Genomic DNA, 25,068 nt, shown 5'->3' with positions numbered 1-25,068 from the left:
TAGCGTCCACCCCCACCGTCTCTGTTCAAATATTCAACTGAGACGGTGGGCGGGGAATGGTGGGTGCAGTAGGATTCGAACCTACGACCCGCTGATTAAGAGTCAGCTGCTCTACCAACTGAGCTATGCACCCGTATCGACGGTTCGGGCGTACCCGGCGGCGAGGGCGCGGAACATACTCGAAATTGCTCGGGACACAAGGGGCCTAATTTGGCGAAGCGAGACATCACCGGCGCGGTCGATTTTCCCTACCTCGAAAGCTTCGCCGCGGGGGACTTCGGGGTCATCGACGAGGTGCTGAACCTGTTCCGCGAACAGGCGACCATCTGGTCGCGGATGCTGCAACCTGGCGACCCCGGCTGGAGCGACGCCCTGCATACGATCAAAGGCGCGGCGCGGGGAATCGGCGCCAATGCCCTGGCCGACGTCTGCGAACGGGCCGAGCGGGATGGGACGGGCGTGCTGCCGGCCGTGCACGCGGCCCTCGACGCGGCGCTGCTCGACATCGCCGCCTATCAGCACGAGCAGATGCTGCGTTCGCTGAAGGGCTAGCGGGTCTTGTCCCAGACGCCGAACTCATAGGCGATGCAGCGGTCCACCAGGGTGCGCCAGACCGGCTCGGCGATGGCGTGGCTGAGGCCGGCCTCGGTGGCCGCGGCCTTGACCTTGGCGACCACGTCCTCGATCCGCGCCACGTCGCGCACGACGCCGCGGTCGGGTTTGATCCGCGCGGCGGCGTCCATATAGCCCTGGCGCTCGGCCAGCAGCGCCACCAGGGCGCGGTCGAGGGCGTCAACGCCGACCCTGACCTCGGCCATCGTGGTGCAGTCCTGCGGCGCGACCCGGGGATCGACCATCACCGAAACATCTTTGGGCATGAAGAACTCTAGATACCTGCGCCGTTGTCGAGGGTCTGGAGGGCGGCTTCGTGGGCGGCCGCCTCTTCCATCAGCCAGGAGACGAAGGCCTTCACCTGAGGCAGCCGTCCCTTGGTCTTGGGGTGGACGACGTAATAGGCGAAGTCTACCGCCGTGGCGATGTGTAATGGCGTCACCAGGCGCCCCGCGTCGAGATCGGCCTGCGCCAGCGTCCGCTTGGCCAGGGCCACGCCCCGGCCATTGACCGCCGCCTCGATGACCAGGCTCGACTGGTTGAAGCGCGGCCCGCGCGTGCCGTCGACGCCGCGAATCCCCCGCGCCGCCAGCCACATGGCCCAATCAGGGCAGCTGTCGTCGGCGTCCGGGCTGCCGTCGTGCAACAGGATGTGGTGGCTGAGGTCGGAGGGATCGTTGAGCGGGTTCTCGTTGAGCAGGCCCGGGCTGACCACCGGAATCACCGTCTCGGTCATCAGCTTGATGACCTCCAGGCCCGGATAGCGCCCGCCGCCGTAACGGATGGCCAGGTCAATTTCCCCGGAGGCGAAGTCGACCACCTCCATGCCGGCCGACAGCCAGACGTCGACCTGCGGGTGCTTCTCCTCGAACTTGCCCAGCCGCGGCACCAGCCACTTGGCGGCGAAGCTCGGCGCGGCGGTCAGCGTCAGGCGCCGGCCATCGACGGCGGCCGTCAGCAGGCTCGCCGCCTCGGCCAGCCGGTCGAAGGCCTCGCGCAGGGCGGGCAGGGCGGTCTGGGCCGCGTCGGTCAAGAGCAGGCCCTTGGGCGTGCGCTTGAACAGGGCCGCCCCGACATAGTCTTCCAGGTTCTGGATCTGCTGGCTGACCGCGCCCGGCGTCACCGACAGCTCCTCGGCCGCGCGTGAGAAATTCAGGTGCCGCGCGGCCGCCTCGAACGCCCGCAAGGCGTTCAGCGGCGGCAGGCGCCTGCGATGATCAGAGGGTGTATCCATCCCCAAGTTTTCCTGAACGCCCCGGCAGAAGTCCTAGTTTGCGAAGTGGTCTTCGCGAGCCCAGTTAGCAAGTGTCCGATGGCGTCACGGCCCTTTTCGCCATCGGGTATCGGGCGGGGCGGGTCGTTTTCGGCCCGCCTCGACCCTCTCGCCGCCCTTATAGAGAAGCTATCGCGCCATGTCCCGGCCTGTCCGTCCCGCACCCGCCAGCAAGCGCCCCAACAAGGGTTTGGTCGCGCTGGACGGTCGTGCGACCAGGCCCGGCCCAATGGCTGGAATGGTCTGGCTCGTCGGCGCGGGCCCGGGCGACCCCGACCTGCTGACCATCAAGGCCGCCCGTGTCATCGGGAGCGCCGACGTCATCGTCCATGACGGCCTGGTGTCCAGCGACATTCTCGATCTGGCCCCCGCCAATGCCCGGCTGATCGACGTCGCCAAGCGCAAGTCGCGCCACACCCTGCCGCAGGATGACATCAACCAGCTGCTTGTGGCCCTTGCCGAGCAGGGCCTGACCGTCGTTCGCCTCAAGGGCGGCGATCCCTTCATCTTCGGCCGTGGCGGCGAGGAGCTGGCCGCCTGCCGCGCCGCCGGCATCGAAGCCCAGGTCATTCCCGGCGTCACCGCCGCCCTGTCCGCCAGCGCGTCGGCCGGCGCCCCGCTGACCCATCGCGGCGCCGCCCAGTCGGTCACCTTCGTCACCGGCCACGCCGCTCATGGCGAGCCCGATCTCGACTGGCCGGCCCTGGCCCGCCCCAACCAGACCGTCGTCATCTACATGGGCCTCAGCACCGCCGGCCTGATCGCCGAGCGCCTGACCGCGGCTGGCCGGGCCGCCTCGACGCCCGCCCTTATCGTCGTCAACGCCAGCCGCGCCGACGAGCAGCGCCTGCCGACCACGCTGGGTAAGCTGGCCGAGACGGCCGCCGGCCTGTCGGGTCCGGCGCTGCTGATGGTCGGAGAAGCGATGGCCATGGCCGCCTCCCAGTTCCTCCTCCGACCCGAAGAGGCGGGGGAGGGAGACCGCCAGCCCGGCTCAGGGCTGGTGGTGGAGGGGGCAGCGCCGGCCCTTCAGGCAAACGCGCGTTCTGGCGCGTCCGCCAACGACAGCTTTCAGGGTCAACCCGCACCGCCGGCGCTGCCCCCTCCACCACGCGCCTACGGCGCGCGGTCCCCCTCCCCCGTCGCTGCGCGCCAGGGGAGGATTTGATGAAAGTCCTCACCGCCAACCGCCTGATCGATGGCGAGGTTGTCTTCTGGCAGGCCGGCCAATGGGTCGAGCGCTTCGCCGACGCCGACATCTTCGACGGTGACGCCGGAGAGTCCGCCGTCGCCGTCGCCAAGAGCCAGCCGACCGTCATCGTCGAACCCTACCTGATCGACATCGCCGAGGGCCCCGCCGGCCTCGCCCCGGTCAGCTACCGCGAGCGCATCCGCGCGCTGGGCCCCACCAACGAACCCACCCACGGCAAGCAGGCCGAGGGCGGCGCCGCCATCGCCGCTCTGCAGGCCGCCACCGGCGCCGCCCGCTCGACCGGCCGCGTCGATCTGATCCGCAGGAAGTAGCCCCATGTACAGCTACGACATCATCGACCAGGAATTCCTCGAAGACCGCGCCGCCGAGTTCCGCGGCCAGGTCGTCGCCCGCCTGGCCGGCGACATCACCGAGGACCAGTTCAAGCCGCTGCGCCTGATGAACGGCCTCTACCTGCAGCTTCACGCCTACATGCTGCGGGTCGCCGTCCCCTACGGTTCGCTGAACCCGACCCAGCTGCGCGCCTTCGCCCACATCGCCCGCACCTGGGACAAGGGCTATGGCCACTTCACCACCCGCCAGAACATCCAGTTCAACTGGATCAAGCTGGGCGATACGCCCGACATCCTCGACCACCTGGCCGGGGTGCAGATGCACGCCATCCAGACCAGCGGCAACTGCATCCGCAATGTGACGTCGGACCCCTACGCCGGCGCCACGGCGCAGGAGGTCGATGACCCCCGCGTCTGGTCCGAAGTCCTGCGCCAATGGTCGACGCTGCACCCCGAGTTCAGCTACCTGCCGCGCAAGTTCAAGATCGCCGTCACCGCCTCGGAGACCGACCGCACCGCCGCCCGGGCCCATGACATTGGTCTCAAGGTCCTTCGCAACGCCGACGGCGCCCTCGGTTTCGAGGTCATGGTCGGCGGCGGTCAGGGCCGCACGCCCTACCTCGCCCCGACTATCAAGCCGTTCCTGCCGGCCGCCCGGTTGATCAGCTATCTGGAGGCGGTCCTGCGCGTCTACAACCGCCACGGCCGCCGCGACAACGCCTACAAGGCCCGCATCAAGATCCTCGTCTCCAGCCTCGGCGCCGAGGAGTTCGGCCGTCAGGTCGAGGAGGAGTGGCTGAAGATCGGCGAAGGCCGCGACCTGCCCGACACCGAACTGGCCCGCATCCGGGGCAGCTTCCTCAAGGTCCCGTTCGAAACCCTGCCGCCGAAGTCGGATGTCTTCGACGCCGAGCAGGCCTCCGACCGGGCCTTCGCCCGTTTCGTGCGCAACAACGTCAAGGCCCACAAGCAGCCCGGCTACGCTATCGTCGAGATCAGCCTGAAGGCCCCCGGCGCCACTCCCGGCGACGCCTCGGCCGAGCAGATGGAGGCGGTCGCCGACCTGGCCGAACGCTATGGCCTGGGCGATATCCGCGCCACCCACGAGCAGAACCTCGTCCTGCCGCATGTGAAGCTGGACGACGTCCCCGCCGTCCACCGCGCCCTGCAGTCGGTCGGTCTGGCCACCTCCAACATCAGCCTGATCAGCGACATCATCGCCTGCCCGGGCCTCGACTACTGCGCTCTTGCGAATGCGCGGGCCATCCCGGTCGCCCAGTCGATCCAGGACCGCTTCGCCGACGCCGACCGGGCCGAGGACATCGGTGAGCTGAAGATCAAGATCAGCGGCTGCATCAACGCCTGCGGCCACCACCACGTCGGCCACATCGGCGTGCTCGGCGTCGACAAGAAGGGCGAGGAATTCTACCAGCTCAGCCTCGGTGGCTCGGGCGCGGAAGACGCTTCGCTTGCCTCGATCCTCGGTCCGGCCCTGCCGGCCGACAAGGTGGCCGACGCCGTCGACAAGCTGGTCGAGACCTACCTGGGCCTGCGCCAGAAGGACGAGCGCTTCCTCGACACCTTCCGCCGCGCCGGCATGGCTCCGTTCAAGGAGGCCGTCTATGCCGACGCTCATTAAGCTCCAGAACGGCCAATTCTCGGCCGCCGAGGATGTCTTCACCGACGTCGCCGACGAGGACGCCATTCCCGAGGGTCCCGTCATTCTCAGCCTGGCCCGCTTTCAGGCTGAGGGCGACGCTTTGGTCACCGGCAACCGCGCCGTCGGCGTCCGGCTGCAGACCGACGAAGCGGTCGAGGACCTGGCCTACGACCTGCCGCGCCTGGCCCTCGTCGCCGTGGTCTTCCCGAAGTTCCGCGACGGCCGCACCTTCACCACCGCCACCCTGCTGCGCGAGCGCTTCGGCTATGCCTGCGAGGTGAGGGCGGTCGGCGATGTCCTGCTGCAACAGGCCAACTTCATGGTCCGCACCGGGTTCGACAGCTTCGCGCCCGCCGACGGCGCCACACCAGAACAATGGGCCAAGGCCGCCGGCCTCTTCCGGCATGTGTACCAGCGCGCGGCCGACCACCGCCCGCCGGCCTTCGAGGAGAGGGGCTGATGGCCTTCGACCAACTCGAGCGCCCGACCTCCGCGGCCCTGTTGGACGCGGAGCTGCGCAGCGCTCATCCGACCACCATCATCGAGGCCGCCGTGGCCACCTTCGGCGAGCGCCTGGCCCTCGTCTCGTCCTTCGGGGCCGAGAGCGCCGTGCTGCTCCACCTCGCCGCCCAGGTGAAGCGGGACATCCCCGTCCTCTTCCTCGACACCGGCATGCTGTTCGGCCAGACCCTCGACTACCGCCGCCAGCTGGCGTCGAAGCTTGGCCTGACCGACGTGCGCGACCTGCGCCCGCGCTTCCAGGACCTCGCCGTCGGCGACCCCGACGCCAACCTCTGGAAGACCGACACCGACGCCTGCTGCAACATCCGCAAGGTGCTGCCGCTCGACCGTGCTCTGGAGGGTTTCGACGGCTGGCTGACCGGCCGCAAGCGCTTCCACGGCGGCGACCGCCTGCGCCTGGCGGTGGTCGAACAGGCCGACCACCAGGTCAAGTTCAACCCCCTGGCCAACTGGGGCAAGGAAGAGCTCGACGCCTACGTCGCCCGGCACGACTTGCCGGCCCACCCGCTGGTGGCGCAGGGCTTCCCTTCGATCGGCTGCTGGCCCTGCACCAGCCCGGTGGAAGAGGGCGCCGACGTCCGCGCCGGCCGCTGGGCGGGCCAGGACAAGACCGAATGCGGCATCCACGTCGCCCGGGCGCATGTCGCGCCGACGAATGTGGGCGGGGATATCTGAGCGCGCGCCGCTCTCGCCACCGCACCGCCGTCATCCTCGGGCTTGTCCCGAGGACCCATTCATCCGCCGCACGAACGTCAGACGTCCTGACGCCGCCCCGTCGGAGCCCGCCATGCAACGTTTCGCGAAAGCTGAACCATGGGTCCTCGGGACAAGCCCGAGGATGACGGTGGAGGTGGGGGCAGGGGCGCTGCCCCTACCGCGTCGCCGCGATCCGCTGGCCGGACTTCGGGCAACCCGTGAAGGTGCCGGCCTTCATGACCTGCACCGTGCGGGTGTTGATCTTCATCAGCGGGCCCATCGATCCCCGGCCGTGGCCGGTGAACAGGTCGACATGGCTGCCACGCACGCCGCCGCCGGTGTCGGAGACATACCAGTAGCCGTCATGAACGCCGCCGTCGGGCATCCGCAGGCCAACCGTTTCCGGAATGAAGATGATCGAGCGTTTGGGCGCGACGCGCGGGTCGGTCGCCGCCGTGCGCATGGCCACCACGGGGCAACCCAGCGAGTCGCGGGCCCCCGCGCCGCCGCCGCCCGAGTGGTACAGCGTCACGCGCATGTTCCAGTCGGCCTCGCCGGGAACGGTTTTGGCCTCACCCGCGTTGTCGGCAGGCAGGATCGCATCGTCCGGAATGGGCGACATCGTTCCACGGAGTCCCGCTGTAGGGGTGGGGCTCTCGGTGTTGATCCGCGCGATAAGATCCCCGATGGGATCGCCGTTTGCGCTGCCCGGAATCCCCTTGAGGGTCTGGGCGGACGAAGAGTTTGCAACCAGCATAAAAGCCAGTGCGGCGAGGCATGTTGAGGTACGCTTCAACAGCGGTCCCCCCTTTGTTTCTCGACGACAGGTCGGGGCTAGGTAGCGGCCACTCGCCTAAAAGGCAACCCCAGTCAGTCCCGCAGAGAGAAAAACCATGAGTATCACTGTGTTCGGCGACAGCATCAGTGGCAATTGTCTGAAGGTAAAGTGGACGGCGGACCGAATCGGCACGCCGTATCGCTGGGTCGAAACCGACATCCTCAAGGGCGAAAGTCGCACCCCTGATTTCATGGCGCGCAACCCGGCCGGTCAGGTTCCTCTGGTTGTCCTGGAGGATGGTCGCGCTTTAGCGCAAAGCAACGCGATTATACTTCACCTTGCTGAAGGGACTGACCTTGTCCCCAAGGACTCGTACGAGCGCGCCAAGATGTTCGAGTGGCTGTTCTGGGAGCAGTACAGTCATGAGCCCTATGTCGCCGTCGCCCGCTTCCAGATGGCCTATCTGGGCAAGGCGGCCTCCGATCTGGACCCGAAAATCGTCGAGCGCGGCAAGGCGGCTCTGGCCCGTCTGGAGATGGCCCTGGAGGCCTCGCCCTTCCTCGTTGGTCACCACCTGACCCTCGCCGACATCGCCCTGGTCGCCTACACCCGCGTCGCCCACGAGGGCGGTTTTGATCTCTCCAACTATCCGGCGACGAAGGCCTGGGTCGGCCGGGTGGAATCGGCGCTCGGCATCTAGGGGGCCGGTACGCCTCGCCGCGCCGAACCGGTGCCACCACCCACGAAAACCCGTCGCCGCCACCCACGCGGTCCTGCCTGAAGCCCGTCAGGACACCGGCAGGCCCATCACGCCTAACCGACGGAAATCCCGAGGAAAATTCACGCCTTGAGGCCCTTCTCGTCTTTCCCGGCCCCTCAAGTGCTATAATGCTCCGCCGCTTCGATAAGGCCCCGCCATTTTCAGGCCGCCGCTTACCGCCTAGGGTCCGCCCCCCATCCGGAGTTCACGTCCCTTGCGTCACCGTCCCCTGATCGCCCTCGCCGCCGCCGCCGTGCTGGGCGGCCTCGTCGTCACCCAGGCCCTGGCCTGGGGCGCCAGCGGCCACCGCCTGATCGGTCAGCTGGCCATCGAGGCCCTGCCGGCCGAAGTTCCCGCCTTCCTGCGCGGTCCCAAGGCGGTCGCCGCCATGGGCGAGCTGGCCCGCGAGCCCGACCGCTGGAAGGGCGCCGGCAAGCTGCATGACAGCGACCGCGAGGGCGCCCACTTCATCGACATCGATGACAACGGCCTGGTGTTCGGCGTCATGCCGCTGGCCGATCTCAAGCCGACCCGCGCCGAATACGAAAAGGCCCTGCAGGAAAAGGGACTCGACGGCTGGAAGGCCGGCTGGCTGCAGTATTCGATCATCGACGGCTACCAGCAGCTGACCCAGGATTTCCGCTACTGGCGCGTCCTGACCGCCATGGAGAAGCGCGCCAAGGGCCCCCAGAAGGCTTGGTACAAGGCCGACCGCCTGCGCCGCGAACAGCTGATCCTGCGCGATCTGGGCGAATTCGCCCACTACGTCGGCGATGGCTCGCAACCGCTGCACACCTCGATCCACTACAACGGCTGGGGCGATTTCCCCAACCCCAAGGGCTACAGCAACGACCGCCTGCACAGCGCCTTCGAGGGCGAGTTCGTGGCCCGCAGCGTCACCCTTGCCGGGGCCCGCGCCGCCCGGCCGGCCCCGCGCGACTGCGCCTGCACCATCGAGCAGCGCACGGTGGCCTACCTCGGCAAGACCAACGCCGAGACCGAACCGCTCTATGCCCTGTGGGGCGAGAACGCCTTCAAGACCAATGACCCCAAGGCCGTCGCTTTCGCCACCGACCTGATCGGCTCCGGGGCCGGGGAACTGCGCGACATGGTGGTCATGGCCTGGCGTGAGAGCGCCACCGGCAAGATCGGCTGGCCCGCCGTCGCTGTCGAGGACGTGGTCGCCGGCAAGACCGATCCCTGGGTGCCGCTGCTGGGCAAGGACTGATGCTGGAGTTCGGCCTCCGCGACCCGGAGAAGGCCTACCGCCTGCGTCCCGCCGCCTTCGGCGTCTGTGAGCGGGACGGGCTGATCGCCTGCGTCCACGTCACCCGTCCCGATGACCGCAGCTACCACGACCTGCCCGGCGGCGCCGTCGACGGCATGGAAAGCGAGGCGGAGGCCCTGATCCGCGAGTTCGGCGAGGAAACCGGCCTGATCGTCGAGCCCGCCGCCCTCATCGTCCGCGCCAGCCAGCTGTTCCTCAAGAGCGACGGCGAGCCGGTCGAGAACGAAGGCGGCGTCTACCACGCCCACCTGACCGGCGAGAACGTCGCCCTCAAGGTCGAGGACGATCACACCCTGGTCTGGCTCGATCCCCAGGAGGCCGTGCTCAGGCTGCGCCACGAGAGCCACGCCTGGGCGGTGGCGCGGTGGTTGCGGAGCCGCGCCTAGTCCGACAGTCTGCCGGCATGACAACAATCCGCGCCCCGCGAACCAAGTCGTCGATCTTCTCTCTGGTCGTCAGCCTGGCGTTGTTCGCCCTTGGGTTCTTGAAGTTCACCGAGCCTGACACGTCTGTCCTCGAGCGCGTGTTCGTGGTGCTGATCACCTGCATGTGGGGCGTCTTCGCTGTGGTCGGCGCCTTGTCCGTTCTATTTCCGGACCGCCTGAAGCTCGACGACGAGGGCTTCGCTGAGACGAGCCTGTTCGGCATAGCCGACCGCTACCACTGGGCCGACATTGAAGCTTTCCATGTGGTCCCGGCCGGAAACCGGAAGAAGGACCGCGTTGGCTGGATCTACGCCGCGGAGCCGGATGCCGCCGGCGCTGAGCGGTATTCGGACAGCTTTTCCGATCGTTGGCTGATGCCCGCCGCCGAACTCGCCGCCCTGATGCAGTCCCGCCTGGAGGCTTCCCGCCGATGACCAGCTTCTACGACCGCCACATCATGCCCCGGCTGATCGGCTGCGCCTGCGGGGCGAAGCCGATCACCTATCAGCGCCGCAAGGTCGTGCCGAAGGCGGCCGGCAAGGTGCTGGAGCTCGGCATCGGCGGCGGCATGAACCTGATCCATTACGACGCCGCCCAGGTGACCAGCGTCTCGGGGGTCGATCCCTCGGCGGAACTCCGCGCCATCGCCGCCAAGGCCCCACGGGCCGATGGCCTCAAGGTCGATATCCAGGACGGAACGGCTGAGGCGCTCCCCTTCGGCGACGCCAGTTTCGACTGCGTGGTCTGCACCTTCACCCTCTGCAGCGTCGCCTCGCCCCCGGCCGCCCTGGCCGAGGCCAGGCGGGTGCTCAAGCCCGGCGGCCGCTTCCTGTTCTGCGAGCACGGCCTGGCCCCCGATCCAAAGGTGGCCCGCTGGCAGGCCTTCATCGAGCCCCTGTGGAAGCGTCTGGCCGGCGGCTGCCACCTGACCCGCCCGGTCGGAGCCACCATCACCGCCGCCGGCTTCGCCCTCACCGATCTGAACAGCATGTACCTGCCCAGCACGCCCAGGTCGGTCGGCTGGAACGAATGGGGCGAGGCCAGAGCCTGACGCTTATGGTCAACTGACGCGTTGACGCTCTCCATACCGACGTTCAAAACTCGTCCCGCCTGCTTCGGGGGCGAGACGGGGTTCAAGGCCAGCGGAATGGATGATGCGGCCTTCTTCAATGGGCTCGAGCAGACCCGGGGGCTCGTCGAGCGGCGCCTGGTCCAGCTATTGCCGCCTGACGGTCAGGCCCCGGCCGGCCTGATCGGCGCGGCCCGCTACGCCGTCCTCGCGCCCGGCAAGCGCTTCCGGCCCATGTTGGCCATCCTGGTCGCCCGCGACTTCGGAGCCATCGACGGCTCCGCCATCGACGCCGCCTGCGCCTTCGAGATGGTGCACACCGCGTCGCTGATTCTCGACGACCTGCCGTCGATGGACGACGCCAGCCTGCGCCGCGGCGTCGCCACCACCCACCGGGCCTTCAACGAGGCCAACGCCATCCTCGCCGCCGTCGCCCTGCTCAACCGCGCCTTTGGCGTCATTGCGGACGACGCCGGCCTGACCGACGCGATCAAGGTCGAGCTGATGGCCCGCCTCTCCGAATGCGTCGGCTTCCGCGGCCTCGTCGCCGGCCAGGCCCGCGACCTCGACCGCCGCGGCAAGACCCTGAGCAACGACGAGATCGACCTGCTCAATCACCAGAAGACCGGCGTCCTGCTGGTCGCCCCGGCCCAGGCCGGCGCCCTGATCGCCGGCGCCGACGGAACCCGTCTGGCGGCCATCGGCGAGTTCGCCCGCCGCCTCGGTCTCGCCTTCCAGATCCGCGACGACATCCTCGACGCCGAGGGAACCGCCTCCGAAGGCAAGGATCTCGGCAAGGACGCCGGCATGCCGACCCTGGTCACCAGCCTCGGGCTCGCCGGAGCCCGCCAGGCCATGCAGGGCTACCTCGACGCCGCCCGGGACGCCCTGGCCGAGGCCCGCTGCGGCGACCATGCCTGGCGCTATGCATCGGCTCTCTTCGGCCCTCGCAAGGTCGCCGCGTGACCGAAAGCCGGCCCATCCTCAATGTCTGGGGCGCCGAACTCAGCTACGGCCGGCGCAAGATCCTGCGCGGCATCGACCTGACCCTGCGCCCGGGCGAGATCTACGCCCTGCTGGGTCCCAACGGGGCCGGCAAGACCACCCTGATCCACGCCATCTGCGGTCGCATGAAACTCTCCAAGGGCGACATCGCCCTGGAGGGACAGAACCCCTGGTCCACGCCGGTCTGCCGCGCGGCGCTGGGGCTCGTTCCGCAGGACATCGCCCTCTACAACCACATGACCGTGCGCGAGAACCTCGAGACGTTCGGCCGCCTGGCCGGGGTCAAGGGCAAGCTCCTGCGCGACGCCGTGGCCCGCGCCATCCATCTCTGCCGGATCGCCGAGCGCGAGAACGAGCCCATCGGCCGCCTGTCGGGCGGCTTCCGCCGACGGGTCAACATCGCCTGCGCCACCCTCCACAGTCCCCGCCTGCTGGTTCTCGACGAGCCGATGGTCGGGGTCGACCCCGAGGCCCGCGAGGCGCTGGACGGCGTCATCCGCGATCTGCGCGACACCGGCGTCTCCGTGCTGATGATCACCCACGACCTCGACCAGGCCGGCGACCTCGCCGACCGCGTCGGCTTCCTGCGCGAGGGGCGGAAGGTCATGGAGGGCTCGCCCCGCCACCTGATCACCCAGGCCTTCGGCGAAGAGCTCGAAATTCTCGTCCAACTCGACGAGGACCCCGACAGCAACGACGAGATCATCCTGACCGCCGCCGGCCTCGAACGGCGCGGCAAGACCAATCTCTGGACCATGCTGGACGCCGGCGGCTACGCCACGGCCGGCCGGCTGGACGGCAACCTGCGCATGGCCGGCGTCACGCCGCGCGAAATCCGCGTGCGCCAGCCGTCCCTGCACAACCTCTTCAGCCTCGTCGCGGATTGGCAAGACGCCGCATGATGTTCGCGATGTTCCGGGTGATGCTGCTCCGGCTGCTGCGCGATCGCGGCGCCCTGGCCATGACCTTCCTGCTGCCGCCGCTGGTCTTCGTGATCTTCGCCACGGTGTTCGCCGGCTCGACGGGCGAGAACATCAAGCTGAAGCTGGTCATCGCCGACCAGGCCCGGACGCCCGCCTCGGGTCGCCTGGTCGAGGCCCTGCTGCAGGACGGCCACCTGCGGGCCCTGAGCGCCGACCCAAACACCGCCAAGACGGTCCGCCGTCAGGTCCGGGCCGGCAAGGCCGACGCCGGCCTGATCATCCTGTCCGACCCGGCCGGGGCGGGGACCCCCTTCCTGATCGTCACCGACACCACCCGCGCCATGGCCGCGCCTATGACCCGGGGCCGCATCCAGGCCGCGCTCAGCGAGCGCCTGCCCGACATCATGCTGGAGAAGGCCCTCGGCATGGTCGAGCCGGCCTATGCCCCCCTCTCGCCCGGCCAGAAGTCCCAGGCCGAGGCCATCGTCGACAAGGTCCATGACGACGCCAAGGCCGGCCGCGCCGTCCCGGCCGCCCAGGACATGTTCGCCACCGAGGCCATTTCCGGGGGCGGCAAGAGCCGCGGCGCCATCACCTACTACGCGGGCGCCGTGACCATCCTCTTCGCCCTGTTCTCGGCCGTGAACGCCGCCATGACCCTGATCGAGGAGCGCCGCGCCGGCGTCGCCGACCGCATCCTGGCCGGCGCCGCCGGCATGGTCCCGGCCCTGAACGGCAAGTTCCTGTTCATCGTCCTGCAGACGGTCCTTCAGGCCGCCGCCATCTTCCTGGTCGCCCAGCTGCTCTACGACACCCAGGTGCGCAGTCATCTGCTGCCCTGGCTGGCGACCAGCGTCTGCGTCGGCGTCTGCGCCGGCGGCATGGCGCTTGGCATCGTCTCCCTGACCCAGACCCGGGACCAGGCGCAGCTTGTCTCCACCTTCCTCATTCTCATCCTGGCGGCGGTCGGCGGCAGCATGGTGCCCCGCTTCCTGATGCCGCCCTGGCTGCAGACCCTGGGCTTCTTCACCCCCCACGCCTGGGCCATCGACGCCTATCAGGCCCTGCTTTGGCGAGACGCGGAGTGGACTTCCCTGTATCCTGCCTGGGGGGTGTTGGTTGGCGTCGGCCTGGCGGGGCTGATGCTGGCTCATGTGATGGCCCGCCTGGTGCGCCGATGATCTTTCAGGTCCTGACCTTTATCGCCCTCTACCTCGGCTCCGTGGTCTTCATGGAAGGCTTCGCCTGGGTCATGCATCGGTACGTCATGCACGGCTGGGGCTGGGTCTGGCACAAGTCGCACCATGAGCCGCGCACCGGCAACTTCGAGCTGAACGACCTCTTCGCCGTGGTCTTCGCCGCCCCGGCCATCGTCGGCATCTACCTGGGCGTCCATGGCATCCCCTGGCTGCTGCCGGTCGGCTGCGGCATCACCACCTACGGGGCCATCTACTTCCTGTTCCACGACGGCCTCGTCCACCGCCGCTTCCCGATGCCCAAGGCCAGGAGCGCCTACTGGAAGCGGCTGATCCAGGCTCATCGGTTCCATCACGCCATCCACACCAAGGAAGGCGGCGTCTCCTTCGGCTTCCTGATGGCGCCGGACGTCCGCAAGCTGAAGGCGCAGCTGGCCGCCCAGGGTGTCGCGGCCGACGAGGGTTGACCCCAGGCGTCAGGACGCCCATTCCTCCGCCCGGATCAGATGGCCGGGCGATCGCGGCGCGCAAGCGTCGAGGAAAGTCCGGGCTCCACGGTGACAAGGCGGCGGGTAACGCCCGCCGGGGGCGACCCCAGGGATAGCGCCACAGAGAGCAAACTGCCTCCCTCCGGGGAGGTGAGGGTGAAAGGGTGGGGTAAGAGCCCACCGCGGGGCTGGTAACAGTCCTGGCACGGCAAGCCCCGCCTGGAGCAAGACCGAATAGGGATTCCGCGCCTGATAAGTCGATCCTCGGGTCGATACTTCAGGCAGGACCGTCACCGGTCCGAGGCGTCCGGGTTGGTCGCGAGAACCGTCCCGCGAGGGGCGGTCCAGAGGAATGATCGTCACCGGCCGTTCGCGGCCGGGACAGAACCCGGCTTACAGGCCATCTGATCCGCTTTCCTCCCCACGAACCAGAACCGGCTTATCCCCGTATTACTTAACGCGTTCCATGTATGTTCTGTGAATCGTTCGGTTTCATTAACCAAACCACGGAAAACTGCCGTTGAATCCACACTGAATCTAGCATTGAGGCATTCCGTCCCATTGCCGCCCAATTCGTCCCATGTTAACCCAAACACACTCGGCGCGGGGTGCTTCAGCGGCCGATGGGCGGGTTTTTCCGAAGGGCAGGGACGCGGTGTTCTTCTCGACGTTCGAGAAACAGTTGGACGCGAAACGGCGCTTGGTGGTGCCGATGGAATTCCGCGCCGCCCTGTCCGGCCTGTTCGACGGCGTCTTCTGCTTTCCCTCCATCGAGTTCGACTGCATCGAGGGTGGCGGCAAAAGCCTGTTCGACCGTTACCAGTCGGTGATCGACGAGTTGCCCTTCGGCGATCCGCTGCGTTCGGACTTGGAACTCTCCATCAACGGCGGCCTGGCGAAGATGAGCTTCGACGACGCCGGCCGCATCACCCTGCCGCCGCAACTGTGCGACCAGTTCGGCCTGACCGACTGGGTGGTGCTGGTGGGCCTGGGCGAACGCTTCCAGATCTGGCCGCGCGACGCCTTCCAGGCCCGTCGCTCGGCGGCTCGCGAAGGGGCTCGCGAGGGGCTGGCCGCCCTGCGCGCCGCCCAGCGTGCGCAGAAGCTGGGGCAACCCTGATGAGCAGCCCGGAACAGCCCCACATCTCGGTCATGCTGCCGGAGGTGCTGGCCGCCCTGCGGGCCCAGCCCGGCGAGACCATCATCGACGGCACCTTCGGGGCCGGCGGCTACAGCCGGGCGATCCTCGACACCGGCGCCTCGGTCATCGCCTTCGACCGCGACCCCAGCGCCCGCAAATTCGCCGCCCCGCTCGAGGTCACGGGCCGTTTCCGCCTGATCGACGACCGCTTCTCGGCGATGGCCGCCCGGCTTGGCGATGGCAGCGTCGATGGCGTCGCCCTCGATCTCGGCGTCTCCTCCATGCAGCTGGACGAGGCCGATCGCGGCTTCTCCTTCATGCGTGATGGCCCCCTCGACATGCGCATGGGCGCCGACGGCCCGACCGCCGCCGACCTGGTCAACACCCTCGAACATGCCGAACTGGCCCGCATCTTCTACGTCTATGGCGAGGAGCGCGAGAGCCGCCGGGTGGCCAGCTTCATCCTGCGTCGTCGCGACGAGACCCCCTTCACCCGCACCCTCGACCTCGCCGAGGTCATCGAGAAGGCCCTGGGCGGCCGGCGCGGCGCCAAGACCCATCCGGCCACCAAGTCCTTCCAGGCCCTGCGCATCGCGGTCAACGAAGAGCTCAGCGAACTCGAGGCCGGCCTGTTGGCCGCCGAGCGGGTGCTGAAGACCGGCGGCCGTCTGGCCGTCGTCACCTTCCATTCGCTGGAAGACCGCATCGTCAAGGCTTTCCTGGCCGAGCGGGCCGGCAAGACCCCCGGCGGATCACGCCATGCCCCGCCCGTCGCGGCCGGCGCCCCGGCCTCCTTCGAGCTCATCCACAACGGCGCCAAACAGGCCTCCGACGCCGAGTCGGCGGTCAATCCGCGCTCCCGCTCCGCCAAGCTGCGGGCCGCCGTCCGCACCGCCGCCCCCGTGTGGAGCGCCGCCGCATGAGCCTGCTCGAGCACCGCACCCGTGGCTTCCGCACCATCAACGTCGTCTTCTGCGCCCTGCTGGCGGTGACGGCCGTCACCGTCCTGCTGGCCAAGGCCTATGCCGGCCGCGAGGTGCGCGACATCGCCCGCACCGAACGCTCCATCGGCGAAGAGAACAAGCGCATTCGCCTGCTCAAGGCCGAGGTCGCCCACCTGGAGCAGCCGGAGCGCCTGCAGCGCCTGTCCAAGCAACTGCTCGGCATGGCCCCGTTGGCCGCCACCCGCGAGGGCGACATCAACAGCCTGCCGGCCATCGCCGCCGGCTACGAGCCGCCGACCCCGATCGCCACCCCGACCGCCCCGGACGTCCAGCCCGAGGAAGTCCCCGGCATCGACACCCCGGCACCGGTCGTCGCCGAGGCCGGCGCGCCCGTGGCCGCCAACCCCGCGGAGACCGGCCAATGAGTCTCGCCGATCTCACGCCTCATCGCTATCCGCGCCCGGTGCGCTGGGCCATCGACTGGCTCTGGCGCATCGAGCACGCCTTCGAGCGGGCCAAGGCCTCTGGCCGGCCGGAAGACGACGCGCGGGTCCGCATCCTGGTGGTGCTGGCCTTTTTCGCCGTTCTGTTCGGCCTGATCGGCGGCGGGGCCATCTTCGCCGCCGCCTTCAGCGACGCCGGCAAGAAGGGCTCGATCGCCTCCCTGCCGCTGAGCGCCAAGGCCGACCTCGTCGATCGCAACGGCCAGCTGCTGGCCGCCAACCTGACCCACTACAGCCTGTTCCTCGACCCGGCCGACGTCTGGAGCCGGCGCGAGACCCGCAAGGAATTGCTGGCCCGCGTCCCCGGCCTCAAGCCCTCGAAGTTCAACGACGTCATGAACAAGGGCAAGCGGCGCGTCCTCGTCGAGGGCCTGACCCCCGAGGTCCGGGCCAGCATCCATGACCTCGGCCTGCCGGGCGTCAGCTTCGAGGAAAGCCCCCGCCGGGTCTATCCGATGGGCCCGCTGGCCGCCCACCTCGTCGGCTTCTCCGACCCCGGCGGCCAGGGCCTGCAGGGCGCCGAGCGCGGCCTGATGAATGAGATGCGGGCCGGCTACATCAGCGGCGAACCGGTCGCCCTGTCCATCGACGTCCGCGTCCAGGCCGCCCTGGAAGAGGAGCTGGCCGCCGCCGTCTCCGAGTTCCACCCGCTCAACGCCGTGGGCATCGTCACCAACGTCCACACCGGCGAAGTCATCGCCATGGCCTCGCTGCCGGAGTTCGATCCCAACCGCTTCGGCAAGTTCGACGAGAGCCAGCGCAAGAACCGCGCATCGGCGCAGCTCTACGAGATGGGCTCGACCTTCAAGACCTTCACCGTCGCCGCCGGCCTCGATACCGGCGTTGCCTCGATGGACTCGACCTTCGACGCCCGCACGCCGCTGAAGATGGGCTACCGCACCATCCACGACTTCCACGGCACCAACCGCATCCTGACCCTTGGCGAGGTGTTCAACCACAGCTCCAACATCGGCACCGCCAAGCTGGCGCTGGGTATCGGGGTCGATCGGCTGAAGCACTATTACGACGCGCTGGGCCTGACCCGCCGCCCCAAGCTGGAGCTGTTCGAAACCGCCACCCCGCTGGTCCCCAAGGTCTGGAACGACGACGCCCTGGCCAGTGTGTCCTTCGGCCACGGCATCAACGTCACCCCCCTGGCCATGGCCCAGGCCATGGGCACGCTGCTCAACGGGGGCACCTTCGTGCCGGTCACCATCCTCAAGCGGCCCGCCGGCTACCAGCCGCAGGGGGCCCGCGTCTTCTCGGAGGACACCAGCCGCGCCATGCTGCGCATCATGCGCGGCAACGTCGTCGAGGGCACCGGCCGCCGCGCCGACGCGCTCGGCCTGTCGGTCGGCGGCAAGACCGGCACCGGCGAGAAGTACGATCCCACCATCCGCCGCTACAGCTCGACCAAGCAGGTGGCCTCCTTCGCCGCCGTCTTCCCGACCGAGGGGCCGCTGGAAGCGCCGCGCTATTTCGTGCTGATCCTGCTCGACGAGCCGACCGGCGGGGCCCGCACCGGCGGCCTGGTCGCCGCGCCGGCCGTCGGCCGGGTGATCGACCGCAGCGCCCGTTTCCTTGGCGTCCCGCGCCAGATGCAGCGCCCGCGCTTCGACATCGCCGCCGTCCACGGGAGGCCGAACCTGTGACGTTGCTCAGCGCCATCGTCGGCCAGACCGTCCCGGTTGACGTCGAGATCACCGGCGTCACCGCCGACAGCCGCAAGGTGAAGCCGGGCTTCCTGTTCGCCGCCCTGCCGGGCAGCAAGGCCGACGGCCGCGCCTTCATCGCCAAGGCCCTGGAGAGCGGCGCCGCCGCCGTGCTCGCCCCCGAGGACGTCAGCGGCCTTGCCGTGCCGGTCATCCATGCCAAGGACATTCGCCGGGCCTACGGCCTGGCCGCCGCCAGGTTCTGGGGCAGGCAACCGGCAACTTGCGTCGCCATCACCGGCACCAACGGCAAGACCTCCATCGCCGCCTTCTGCCGCCAGATGTTCCGCACCCTGGGCCGCACGGCCGGCAGCATGGGCACGCTGGGCGTCGTTGTCTCGGCGCCGGGCAAGGACGATGTCATCCTCACCCCGCCCGGCCTGACCACCCCCGATGCCGCCGACGTGGCCGAGCTGATGGCCAGGATGGCCGACATGGGCGTCACCCACGTCGCCCTGGAAGCCTCCTCGCACGGCATCGACCAGCGCCGCCTCGATGGCGTCCTGCTGACCGCCGCCGGCTTCACCAATTTCACCCAGGACCACCTCGACTACCACGGCACCATGGGCGCCTACCGGGCCGCCAAGCTGCGCCTGTTCGACACCCTCCTGCCGACCGGGTCCACCGCCGTGCTCAACGCCGACAGCGACCAGTACGACGCCTTCGCGGCGGCCGCCGTCACCCACGGTCACACCCTGATCTCGACCGGGGAAGCCGGGGAGGGGATCAGGCTCCTCGACCGCATCCTCACCCCCGACGGCCAGACCCTGACGATCGAGCACAAGGGCGCCCGCCACATCGTCCGCCTGCCGCTGGCCGGCGGCTTCCAGGCGGACAACGCTCTGGTCGCGGCCGGTCTCTGCATCGCCGCCGGGGAAGAGCCGAGCGCCGTGTTCGCGGCCCTGGAGCAGCTCGACGGCGCGCCCGGTCGCATGCAGCGGGTCGGGACCGGGCCGCGCGGTGGGGAAGCCTATGTCGATTACGCCCATACCCCCGACGGCCTCGAAACCCTGCTGAAGGCCCTGCGCCCGCACGTCCGCGGCAAGCTGATCGCCGTGTTCGGGGCCGGCGGCGACCGCGACGCCGGCAAGCGCCCGCTGATGGGCGAGATCGCCGCCCGGCTGGCCGACGTTGCCATCGTCACCGACGACAATCCCCGCTCCGAAGACCCGGCCAGCATCCGCGCCGCCATCCTCGCAGCCGCGCCCGGCGCCCGCGAGATCGGCGACCGCCGCGAGGCCATCCGCGCCGGCGCCGCCATGCTGGAGGACGGCGACGTCCTCGCCGTGGCCGGCAAGGGTCACGAGCAGGGCCAGCTGGTCGCCGGCGTCAACCATCCCTTCGACGATGTCGCCGAGACCGCTGCAGCCCTGGAGCTCAACCGATGAGCCTCTGGACCGCCGCCGAGATCGCCGCCGCCACCGGTGGAACCGCCACCGCCGACTTTGCGGTCAACGGCGTCTCCATCGACAGCCGCTCCATCGACGCGGGGGACCTGTTCGTCGCCCTGGCCGGGGTGCGTGACGGCCATGAGTTCGCCGCCAAGGCCCTCACCGACGGCGCCGCCGGCATCCTCGCCTCGAAGCCCGTCGATGGCCCCTCGGTCCAGGTCGCCGACACGCTTCGGGCCCTGGAATTGCTCGGCATCGCCGCCCGGGACCGCTCGTCCGCCCGCCGCTGCGCCGTCACCGGCTCGGTCGGCAAGACCAGCGTCACCCAGGCCATCGCCGCGGGCCTGGCCCTGGCCGGCCCGAGCCACAACTCGGTCAAGAGCTACAACAACCACATCGGCGTCCCGCTCACGCTTGCCCGGATGCCGAAGGCGACGCAGCGCGCCGTCTTCGAGATCGGCATGAACCACGCCGATGAGATCACCCCGCTGTCGAAGTTCGTCCGCCCGCATGCCGTGGCCATCACCACCGTCGGCCCGGTTCACATCGAGAATTTCCCGGACGGCGAGACCGGCGTCGCCAAGGCCAAGGCCGAGATCTTCGACGGCGTCGAGCCCGGCGGCGTCGCCGTCCTTAACGCCGACAACCGCTGGTTCGACCTCCTTGCCGACAGGGCCCGCGTCGCCGGCGCCAGGGTGCTGTCGTTCGGCTCAGGCGAGGGCTGCGACGCCCGCCTGACCGGCTTCGATGTCGATGGGGCCCGCGCCACCGTCTCCGCCGTCCTGCACGGCCAGACCCTGCGCTACGACCTGCTTCAGACGGGCCACCACTGGGGCCTCAACAGCCTCTGCACCCTGCTCATGCTGGAGGCGATGGACGTCGATCGTCCCACCGCACTCGCCGCCCTGGCCGCCTTCGAGCCGCTGGCGGGTCGCGGGGCCGAGAAGGCCGTCGGCAAGCCCGGCGCGCCCTTCACCCTGATCGACGAGTCCTACAACGCCAACCCGATCTCGATGATCGCCGGCTTCCGCACCCTGGGCGCCCGCAAGGTGGCGGGGCGGCGCATCGTCGCGCTGACCGACATGCTGGAACTCGGCCCCGAGGGCCCGGCCATGCACGCGTCCCTTGCCGGGCCTATCGATGAGGCCTCCGTCGACCTTGTCTTCGCCGCCGGGCCGCTGATGAAATCCCTCTGGGAAGCCCTTCCGGCGACTCGCCGGGGCGGCTACGCCGAGACAGCGGCCGACCTCGCGCCGCTGATCGCACAGGCCATAGAGTCCGGCGATGTGGTGATGGTCAAAGGCTCCAACGGCTCGCGCGCCGGCGTCATCGCCGCCGCCCTGGCCGATCTGGGCCGCGCCGGAGGAGGCGCCTGATGCTCTATCTGCTCTATGCATGGCTGAAGGCGGAGGCGATCTCCTTCCCCCTGCTCAACCTCTTCCAGTACCAGACCTTCCGGGCCGGCATGGCCTGGCTGACCGCCTTCGTGGTCGCCGTGGCCATGGGCAGCCGCTTCATCCGCTGGATGAAGACCAAACAGGGCAAGGGCCAGCCGATCCGCACCGACGGGCCTGAGCGCCACCTCCTGGAAAAGGCCGGCACTCCGACCATGGGCGGCTTCATGATCCTGGCCGGCATGATGGTCGGCACCCTGCTGTGGGCGGACCTGAGCAGCGTCAAGGTCTGGGTGGTCATCTTCGTCACCGGCGCCTACGGCCTGCTGGGCTTCCTCGACGACTACGCCAAGGTCACCAAGCAGACCACGGCCGGCGTCTCGGGCCGGATGAAGCTGTTGATCCAGGGCCTGGTGGCGGTCACCGCCGTGCTGATCCTCATCCTCTTCGGCCAGACTCCCAACGAGGCGCCGCACCTGACCACCTCGGTGGCCTTCCCGCTGTTCAAGAACCTGATCATCGACCTCGGCTGGTTCTACCTGGCGTTCGGGGCCTTCATCATCGTCGGCGCCTCCAATGCCGTGAACCTGACCGACGGCCTCGACGGCCTGGCCATTGTGCCGGTGATGATCGCCGCCGCAGCCTTCGGCGTTATCGCCTACCTGGTCGGAAACGCGGTGTTCGCCAACTACCTGCAGGTGCCCTTCGTGCCGGGCTCGGGCGAGCTGGCCGTCTTCTGCATGAGCATCATCGGCGGGGGCATGGGCTTCCTCTGGTACAACGCCCCGCCGGCCAAGATCTTCATGGGCGACACCGGCTCGCTCGCCCTCGGCGGCTCGATCAGCGCCGTCGCCGTGGCCGCCAAGCATGAGATCGTGCTGGGCATCATCGGCGGCCTGTTCGTTGTCGAGGCCCTGTCGGTGATGATCCAGGTCGCCTACTTCAAGCGGACCGGCAAGCGCATCTTCCTGATGGCGCCGATCCACCACCATTTCGAGAAGCTGGGTTGGGCGGAAAGCACCGTCGTCATCCGCTTCTGGATCGTCGCCATCATCCTGGCCTTCATCGGCCTTGCAACCTTGAAACTCAGGTAGGGAGACCGCGCGCAGATGATCCCGGTTCCCGGCTTTGAAGGGCGCACCGTCGCCGTGTTCGGCCTAGGCCGGACCGGGCTGTCGGCCGCGCGCGCCCTCATCGCCGGCGGCGCCAAGGTGGCGCTGTGGGACGAGAACCCCAAGGGCCGCGAAGCGGCCGAAGCGGAAGGCCTGACCCTGGTCGATCTGGAGAAGGCCGACTGGTCTGGCTTCGCCGCCCTGATGCTGTCCCCGGGTGTGCCGCTCACCCACCCTGTGCCGCACTGGACCGTCACCCGGGCCCAGGCCAACGGCGTCGAGGTGCTGGGCGACATCGAGCTCTTCGCCCGGGCCGTCAACGCCGCGCCGGCCCACAAGCGGCCGAAGATCGTCGCCATCACCGGCACCAACGGCAAGTCGACGACGACCGCCCTGATCGGCCACATCCTGCGCAGCGCCGGCCGCGACGCCCGCATCGGCGGCAACATCGGTTTTGGCGTCCTGGGCCTGCCCGACATGCACGGCGGCGCTGTCTATGTGCTCGAACTGTCCAGCTACCAGCTCGACCTGACCAGCAGCCTGAAGCCCGACGCCGCGGTGCTGCTCAACATCTCTCCCGACCACCTCGACCGGCACGGCGGCATGGAGGGCTATGTCACCGCCAAGAAACGCATCCTGCTCAACCAGGGCAAGGGCGACACCGCCGTCATCGGCGTTGACGATGCCTGGTGCCAGCGGATCTGCACCGAGATCACCGCCGCCAACCGCCGCACCATTCGCCCGATCAGCGCCGGCAAGGCGATGGGGCGCGGCGTCTATGTCCTGTCCGGCGTCCTCTACGACGCCACCGGCGATCGGACGGTCGAGGTCGCCGACCTGACCATGGCCCGCTCGCTGCCCGGCAAGCACAACTGGCAGAACGCGGCCGCCGCCTACGCCGCCTGCCTGGCGCTGGGTCTCTCCAGCGACGACGCGGCCAACGGCCTGATGACCTTCCCGGGCCTGGCCCATCGGATGGAGACCGTGGCCCGGATCGGCCGCGTCCGCTTCGTCAACGACAGCAAAGCGACCAACGCCGACGCCGCCCGTCAGGCTCTGTCCAGCTACCCGAAGGTCTACTGGATCGCCGGCGGCCGGGCCAAGGAGGGCGGCATCGAGGCGCTGGCCGACCTCTTCCCGCGCATCGAGAAGGCCTACCTGATCGGCGAGGCCGAGGAGGCGTTCGCCGCGACCCTGAACGGCAAGGCCCAGGTCGTCCGCTGCGGCCAGCTGGACGCCGCCGTGGCCGCCGCTTTTGCCGACGCCTCGGCCGGCGAGGAGGAGGCCATCGTCCTCCTCTCGCCCGCCACCGCCTCCTTCGACCAGTACGCCGACTTCGAGGCCAGGGGCGAGGCGTTCCGCGCCGCCGTCGAGACCCTGAGCCAGCCCGCCGCCCGCGAGGCCCGCGCATGACCACCGCCGAGTACCCCGGCCACAACAACCAGCATCTGGTCTCCAGGGCCAATCGCGGGGCGCTGGCCAACTGGTGGTGGACGGTCGATCACGCCTTGCTGGCGGCGACCGGCATCCTGATCGCCATCGGCGTTCTGCTCAGCTTCACCTCCAGCCCGGCCGCCGCCATCCGCCTGCGGCTGGACGACCCGCTGCATTTCGCCATCCGCCAGGTGATCTTCGGCCTCGGCGCCTGCGGCCTGGTGCTGGCCATCTCCATCCTCTCGCCCAGGGGGGTGAAGCGGGCGGCCTTCTTCATCTACATCGGGGCCATCCTCTGCATGGCCGCCCTGCCGTTCCTGGGCCACGAGGCCAAGGGCGCCACCCGCTGGGTCACCTTCGCCGGCTTCACCCTGCAGCCGTCCGAATTCCTCAAGCCGGCGCTGATCGTGCTGGTCGCCTGGATGTTCTCCGAGGGCCAGAAGGGGCAGGGGGTGCCGGGTGTCTCCATCGCCTTCGGTCTGTATTTCGTCGCCGTGGTGCTGCTGATCATCCAGCCCGACGTCGGCCAGACCATCCTGATCACCATCGCCTTCGGGGCCGCCTTCTGGATGGCCGGGGTGCCGATCAGCTGGATCCCGATCATGGGCGGCGCGGCGGCCGGGGGTCTGGGCCTCATCTATGTTCTCCTCCCGCACGCCCGCAGCCGGGTCGATCGCTTCCTCAGCCCCGAGGGCGCCGACACCCACCAGGTCGACAAGGCGGCCCAGGCGATTGCGAACGGCGGCCTGTTCGGACGGGGCCCCGGCGAGGGCGTCATGAAACAGGGCGTCCCTGACCTGCAGACCGACTTCATCTACTCGGTCGCCGCCGAGGAATACGGCCTGGTCTTCTCACTGGCCCTGATCGGCGTCTTCGCCTTCCTGATGGTGCGCGGCCTCTACAAGTCGATGCGGCTGCAGGACAGCTTCGAGCAGATCGCCGCCGCGGCCCTGTTCGTGCTGGTCGGCCAGCAGGCGATCATCAACATGGCGGTCAACCTCAACCTCGCCCCGACCAAGGGCATGACCCTGCCGTTCATCAGCTATGGCGGCTCCTCCATGCTGGCCATGGGCCTGACCATGGGCATGGCGCTGAGCCTGACCCGCAAGCGGCCAGGGGCCTTCGAGCCGGAGAGCAACCGCGTCGGCCCCTTCGCTCCCTGACGTCGGCGGCGCCATGGCTGCACAGCCCCGCGGT

General features: G+C 69.1%; 26 protein-coding genes, 1 tRNA gene, 1 other RNA gene and 1 pseudogene. 25 read left to right on the top strand and 4 right to left on the bottom strand.

What is annotated here, in order from left to right:
* Positions 1-57 precede the first annotated feature (57 nt).
* Positions 58-133: transfer RNA gene (locus tag O5I81_RS14800), tRNA-Lys, on the bottom strand.
* A 77-nt stretch (positions 134-210) separates the two neighbouring features.
* Between O5I81_RS14800 and O5I81_RS14795 the strand changes: the two genes are divergently transcribed.
* Positions 211-552, top strand: a complete 342-nt coding sequence (locus tag O5I81_RS14795) for an Hpt domain-containing protein (RefSeq protein WP_271065623.1) — start codon at positions 211-213, stop codon at positions 550-552.
* Here the strand turns inward: O5I81_RS14795 and O5I81_RS14790 are convergent.
* Together O5I81_RS14790 and gcvA are read right to left on the bottom strand one after the other, a co-directional pair.
* The gene (locus O5I81_RS14790; RefSeq protein WP_271065622.1) at positions 549-878 is read right to left on the bottom strand and encodes a chorismate mutase; all 330 of its coding nucleotides are present in this window, start codon (positions 876-878) and stop codon (positions 549-551) included. The genes O5I81_RS14795 and O5I81_RS14790 overlap by 4 nt on opposite strands.
* Before the next feature lie 8 nt (positions 879-886).
* Positions 887-1,846 carry a transcriptional regulator GcvA gene (gene gcvA, locus O5I81_RS14785; protein WP_271065621.1) on the bottom strand — a complete coding sequence of 320 codons (960 nt, stop codon included), beginning with the start codon at positions 1,844-1,846 and terminating at the stop codon, positions 887-889.
* 178 nt (positions 1,847-2,024) lie between these two features.
* Here gcvA and cobA point away from each other — a divergent pair.
* The 5 genes and pseudogenes from cobA to O5I81_RS14760 all read left to right on the top strand — a co-directional run.
* Positions 2,025-2,822 (top strand): annotated as a pseudogene (gene cobA / locus O5I81_RS14780) (uroporphyrinogen-III C-methyltransferase); the annotation flags it as partial.
* A 230-nt stretch (positions 2,823-3,052) separates the two neighbouring features.
* Positions 3,053-3,409, top strand: a complete 357-nt coding sequence (locus O5I81_RS14775; RefSeq protein WP_271065620.1) for a DUF2849 domain-containing protein — start codon at positions 3,053-3,055, stop codon at positions 3,407-3,409.
* A gap of 4 nt (positions 3,410-3,413) precedes the next feature.
* Positions 3,414-5,069 (top strand): nitrite/sulfite reductase, encoded by a 1,656-nt coding sequence (locus O5I81_RS14770; RefSeq protein WP_271065619.1) that lies wholly within the window; start codon positions 3,414-3,416, stop codon positions 5,067-5,069.
* Positions 5,053-5,550, top strand: a complete 498-nt coding sequence (locus O5I81_RS14765) for a DUF934 domain-containing protein (RefSeq protein ID WP_271065618.1) — start codon at positions 5,053-5,055, stop codon at positions 5,548-5,550. The genes O5I81_RS14770 and O5I81_RS14765 overlap by 17 nt, the downstream gene beginning before the upstream one ends.
* Positions 5,550-6,287 (top strand): phosphoadenylyl-sulfate reductase, encoded by a 738-nt coding sequence (locus tag O5I81_RS14760; RefSeq protein WP_271065617.1) that lies wholly within the window; start codon positions 5,550-5,552, stop codon positions 6,285-6,287. The genes O5I81_RS14765 and O5I81_RS14760 overlap by 1 nt, the downstream gene beginning before the upstream one ends.
* A gap of 196 nt (positions 6,288-6,483) precedes the next feature.
* On the opposite strand, the gene O5I81_RS14755 is transcribed toward O5I81_RS14760, so the two are convergent.
* Positions 6,484-6,930: a 3D domain-containing protein gene (locus O5I81_RS14755; RefSeq protein ID WP_271065616.1), complete on the bottom strand. Its 447-nt coding sequence runs from the start codon at positions 6,928-6,930 to the stop codon at positions 6,484-6,486.
* Positions 6,931-7,201: 271 nt separating this feature from the next.
* Here O5I81_RS14755 and O5I81_RS14750 point away from each other — a divergent pair, with 271 nt between their 5' ends.
* The 19 genes from O5I81_RS14750 to O5I81_RS14660 all read left to right on the top strand — a co-directional run bounded on the left by O5I81_RS14750 (position 7,202) and on the right by O5I81_RS14660 (position 25,034).
* On the top strand, positions 7,202-7,786 hold the full coding sequence (locus O5I81_RS14750) for a glutathione S-transferase family protein (RefSeq protein ID WP_271065615.1): 585 nt from the start codon (positions 7,202-7,204) through the stop codon (positions 7,784-7,786).
* Positions 7,787-8,060: 274 nt separating this feature from the next.
* Entirely contained in the window at positions 8,061-9,074 is a 1,014-nt protein-coding gene (locus O5I81_RS14745; protein WP_271065614.1) for a S1/P1 Nuclease, read from the top strand.
* Entirely contained in the window at positions 9,074-9,520 is a 447-nt protein-coding gene (locus O5I81_RS14740; protein ID WP_271065613.1) for an NUDIX domain-containing protein, read from the top strand. Before O5I81_RS14745 ends, O5I81_RS14740 begins: the two co-directional genes overlap by 1 nt.
* A gap of 17 nt (positions 9,521-9,537) precedes the next feature.
* Positions 9,538-9,993 carry a hypothetical protein gene (locus tag O5I81_RS14735; protein WP_271065612.1) on the top strand — a complete coding sequence of 152 codons (456 nt, stop codon included), beginning with the start codon at positions 9,538-9,540 and terminating at the stop codon, positions 9,991-9,993.
* Positions 9,990-10,610, top strand: coding sequence for a class I SAM-dependent methyltransferase (locus tag O5I81_RS14730; protein ID WP_271065611.1), 621 nt, complete (start codon positions 9,990-9,992; stop codon positions 10,608-10,610). The genes O5I81_RS14735 and O5I81_RS14730 overlap by 4 nt, the downstream gene beginning before the upstream one ends.
* Positions 10,611-10,706: 96 nt before the next feature.
* Positions 10,707-11,594 carry a polyprenyl synthetase family protein gene (locus O5I81_RS14725; RefSeq protein WP_271065610.1) on the top strand — a complete coding sequence of 296 codons (888 nt, stop codon included), beginning with the start codon at positions 10,707-10,709 and terminating at the stop codon, positions 11,592-11,594.
* The gene (locus tag O5I81_RS14720) at positions 11,591-12,535 is read left to right on the top strand and encodes an ABC transporter ATP-binding protein (protein ID WP_271065609.1); all 945 of its coding nucleotides are present in this window, start codon (positions 11,591-11,593) and stop codon (positions 12,533-12,535) included. The genes O5I81_RS14725 and O5I81_RS14720 overlap by 4 nt, the downstream gene beginning before the upstream one ends.
* On the top strand, positions 12,532-13,737 hold the full coding sequence (locus O5I81_RS14715; RefSeq protein WP_271065608.1) for an ABC transporter permease: 1,206 nt from the start codon (positions 12,532-12,534) through the stop codon (positions 13,735-13,737). The genes O5I81_RS14720 and O5I81_RS14715 overlap by 4 nt, the downstream gene beginning before the upstream one ends.
* Positions 13,734-14,219 carry a sterol desaturase family protein gene (locus tag O5I81_RS14710; protein ID WP_271065607.1) on the top strand — a complete coding sequence of 162 codons (486 nt, stop codon included), beginning with the start codon at positions 13,734-13,736 and terminating at the stop codon, positions 14,217-14,219. Before O5I81_RS14715 ends, O5I81_RS14710 begins: the two co-directional genes overlap by 4 nt.
* A 35-nt stretch (positions 14,220-14,254) precedes the next feature.
* An RNA gene (rnpB, locus tag O5I81_RS14705) (RNase P RNA component class A) lies at positions 14,255-14,652 on the top strand.
* 243 nt (positions 14,653-14,895) lie between these two features.
* Positions 14,896-15,360 (top strand): division/cell wall cluster transcriptional repressor MraZ, encoded by a 465-nt coding sequence (locus tag O5I81_RS14700; protein WP_271065606.1) that lies wholly within the window; start codon positions 14,896-14,898, stop codon positions 15,358-15,360.
* Entirely contained in the window at positions 15,360-16,304 is a 945-nt protein-coding gene (gene rsmH, locus O5I81_RS14695; protein WP_271065605.1) for a 16S rRNA (cytosine(1402)-N(4))-methyltransferase RsmH, read from the top strand. The genes O5I81_RS14700 and rsmH overlap by 1 nt, the downstream gene beginning before the upstream one ends.
* The gene (locus O5I81_RS14690) at positions 16,301-16,750 is read left to right on the top strand and encodes a cell division protein (protein WP_271065604.1); all 450 of its coding nucleotides are present in this window, start codon (positions 16,301-16,303) and stop codon (positions 16,748-16,750) included. The genes rsmH and O5I81_RS14690 overlap by 4 nt, the downstream gene beginning before the upstream one ends.
* The gene (locus tag O5I81_RS14685; RefSeq protein ID WP_271065603.1) at positions 16,747-18,480 is read left to right on the top strand and encodes a penicillin-binding protein 2; all 1,734 of its coding nucleotides are present in this window, start codon (positions 16,747-16,749) and stop codon (positions 18,478-18,480) included. Before O5I81_RS14690 ends, O5I81_RS14685 begins: the two co-directional genes overlap by 4 nt.
* A complete protein-coding gene (locus O5I81_RS14680) occupies positions 18,477-19,928 on the top strand; it encodes a UDP-N-acetylmuramoyl-L-alanyl-D-glutamate--2,6-diaminopimelate ligase (protein WP_271065602.1) in 1,452 nt (483 codons plus the stop codon). The genes O5I81_RS14685 and O5I81_RS14680 overlap by 4 nt, the downstream gene beginning before the upstream one ends.
* Positions 19,925-21,307: a UDP-N-acetylmuramoyl-tripeptide--D-alanyl-D-alanine ligase gene (murF, locus tag O5I81_RS14675; protein ID WP_271065601.1), complete on the top strand. Its 1,383-nt coding sequence runs from the start codon at positions 19,925-19,927 to the stop codon at positions 21,305-21,307. The genes O5I81_RS14680 and murF overlap by 4 nt, the downstream gene beginning before the upstream one ends.
* Complete coding sequence (gene mraY / locus O5I81_RS14670) at positions 21,307-22,419, top strand: phospho-N-acetylmuramoyl-pentapeptide-transferase (RefSeq protein WP_271065600.1); 1,113 nt, start codon at positions 21,307-21,309, stop codon at positions 22,417-22,419. Before murF ends, mraY begins: the two co-directional genes overlap by 1 nt.
* A 15-nt stretch (positions 22,420-22,434) precedes the next feature.
* Positions 22,435-23,850: a UDP-N-acetylmuramoyl-L-alanine--D-glutamate ligase gene (gene murD / locus O5I81_RS14665; RefSeq protein ID WP_271065599.1), complete on the top strand. Its 1,416-nt coding sequence runs from the start codon at positions 22,435-22,437 to the stop codon at positions 23,848-23,850.
* A complete protein-coding gene (locus tag O5I81_RS14660; protein WP_271065598.1) occupies positions 23,847-25,034 on the top strand; it encodes a putative peptidoglycan glycosyltransferase FtsW in 1,188 nt (395 codons plus the stop codon). Before murD ends, O5I81_RS14660 begins: the two co-directional genes overlap by 4 nt.
* The last annotated feature ends 34 nt before the right edge of the window (positions 25,035-25,068 follow it).

This window comes from Caulobacter sp. NIBR1757, assembly GCF_027912495.1.
In the GTDB taxonomy this organism is placed as follows: domain Bacteria; phylum Pseudomonadota; class Alphaproteobacteria; order Caulobacterales; family Caulobacteraceae; genus Caulobacter.
Note: the sequence above shows the minus strand (reverse complement) of the source record. Positions and strands in the feature narration are given on the sequence as shown.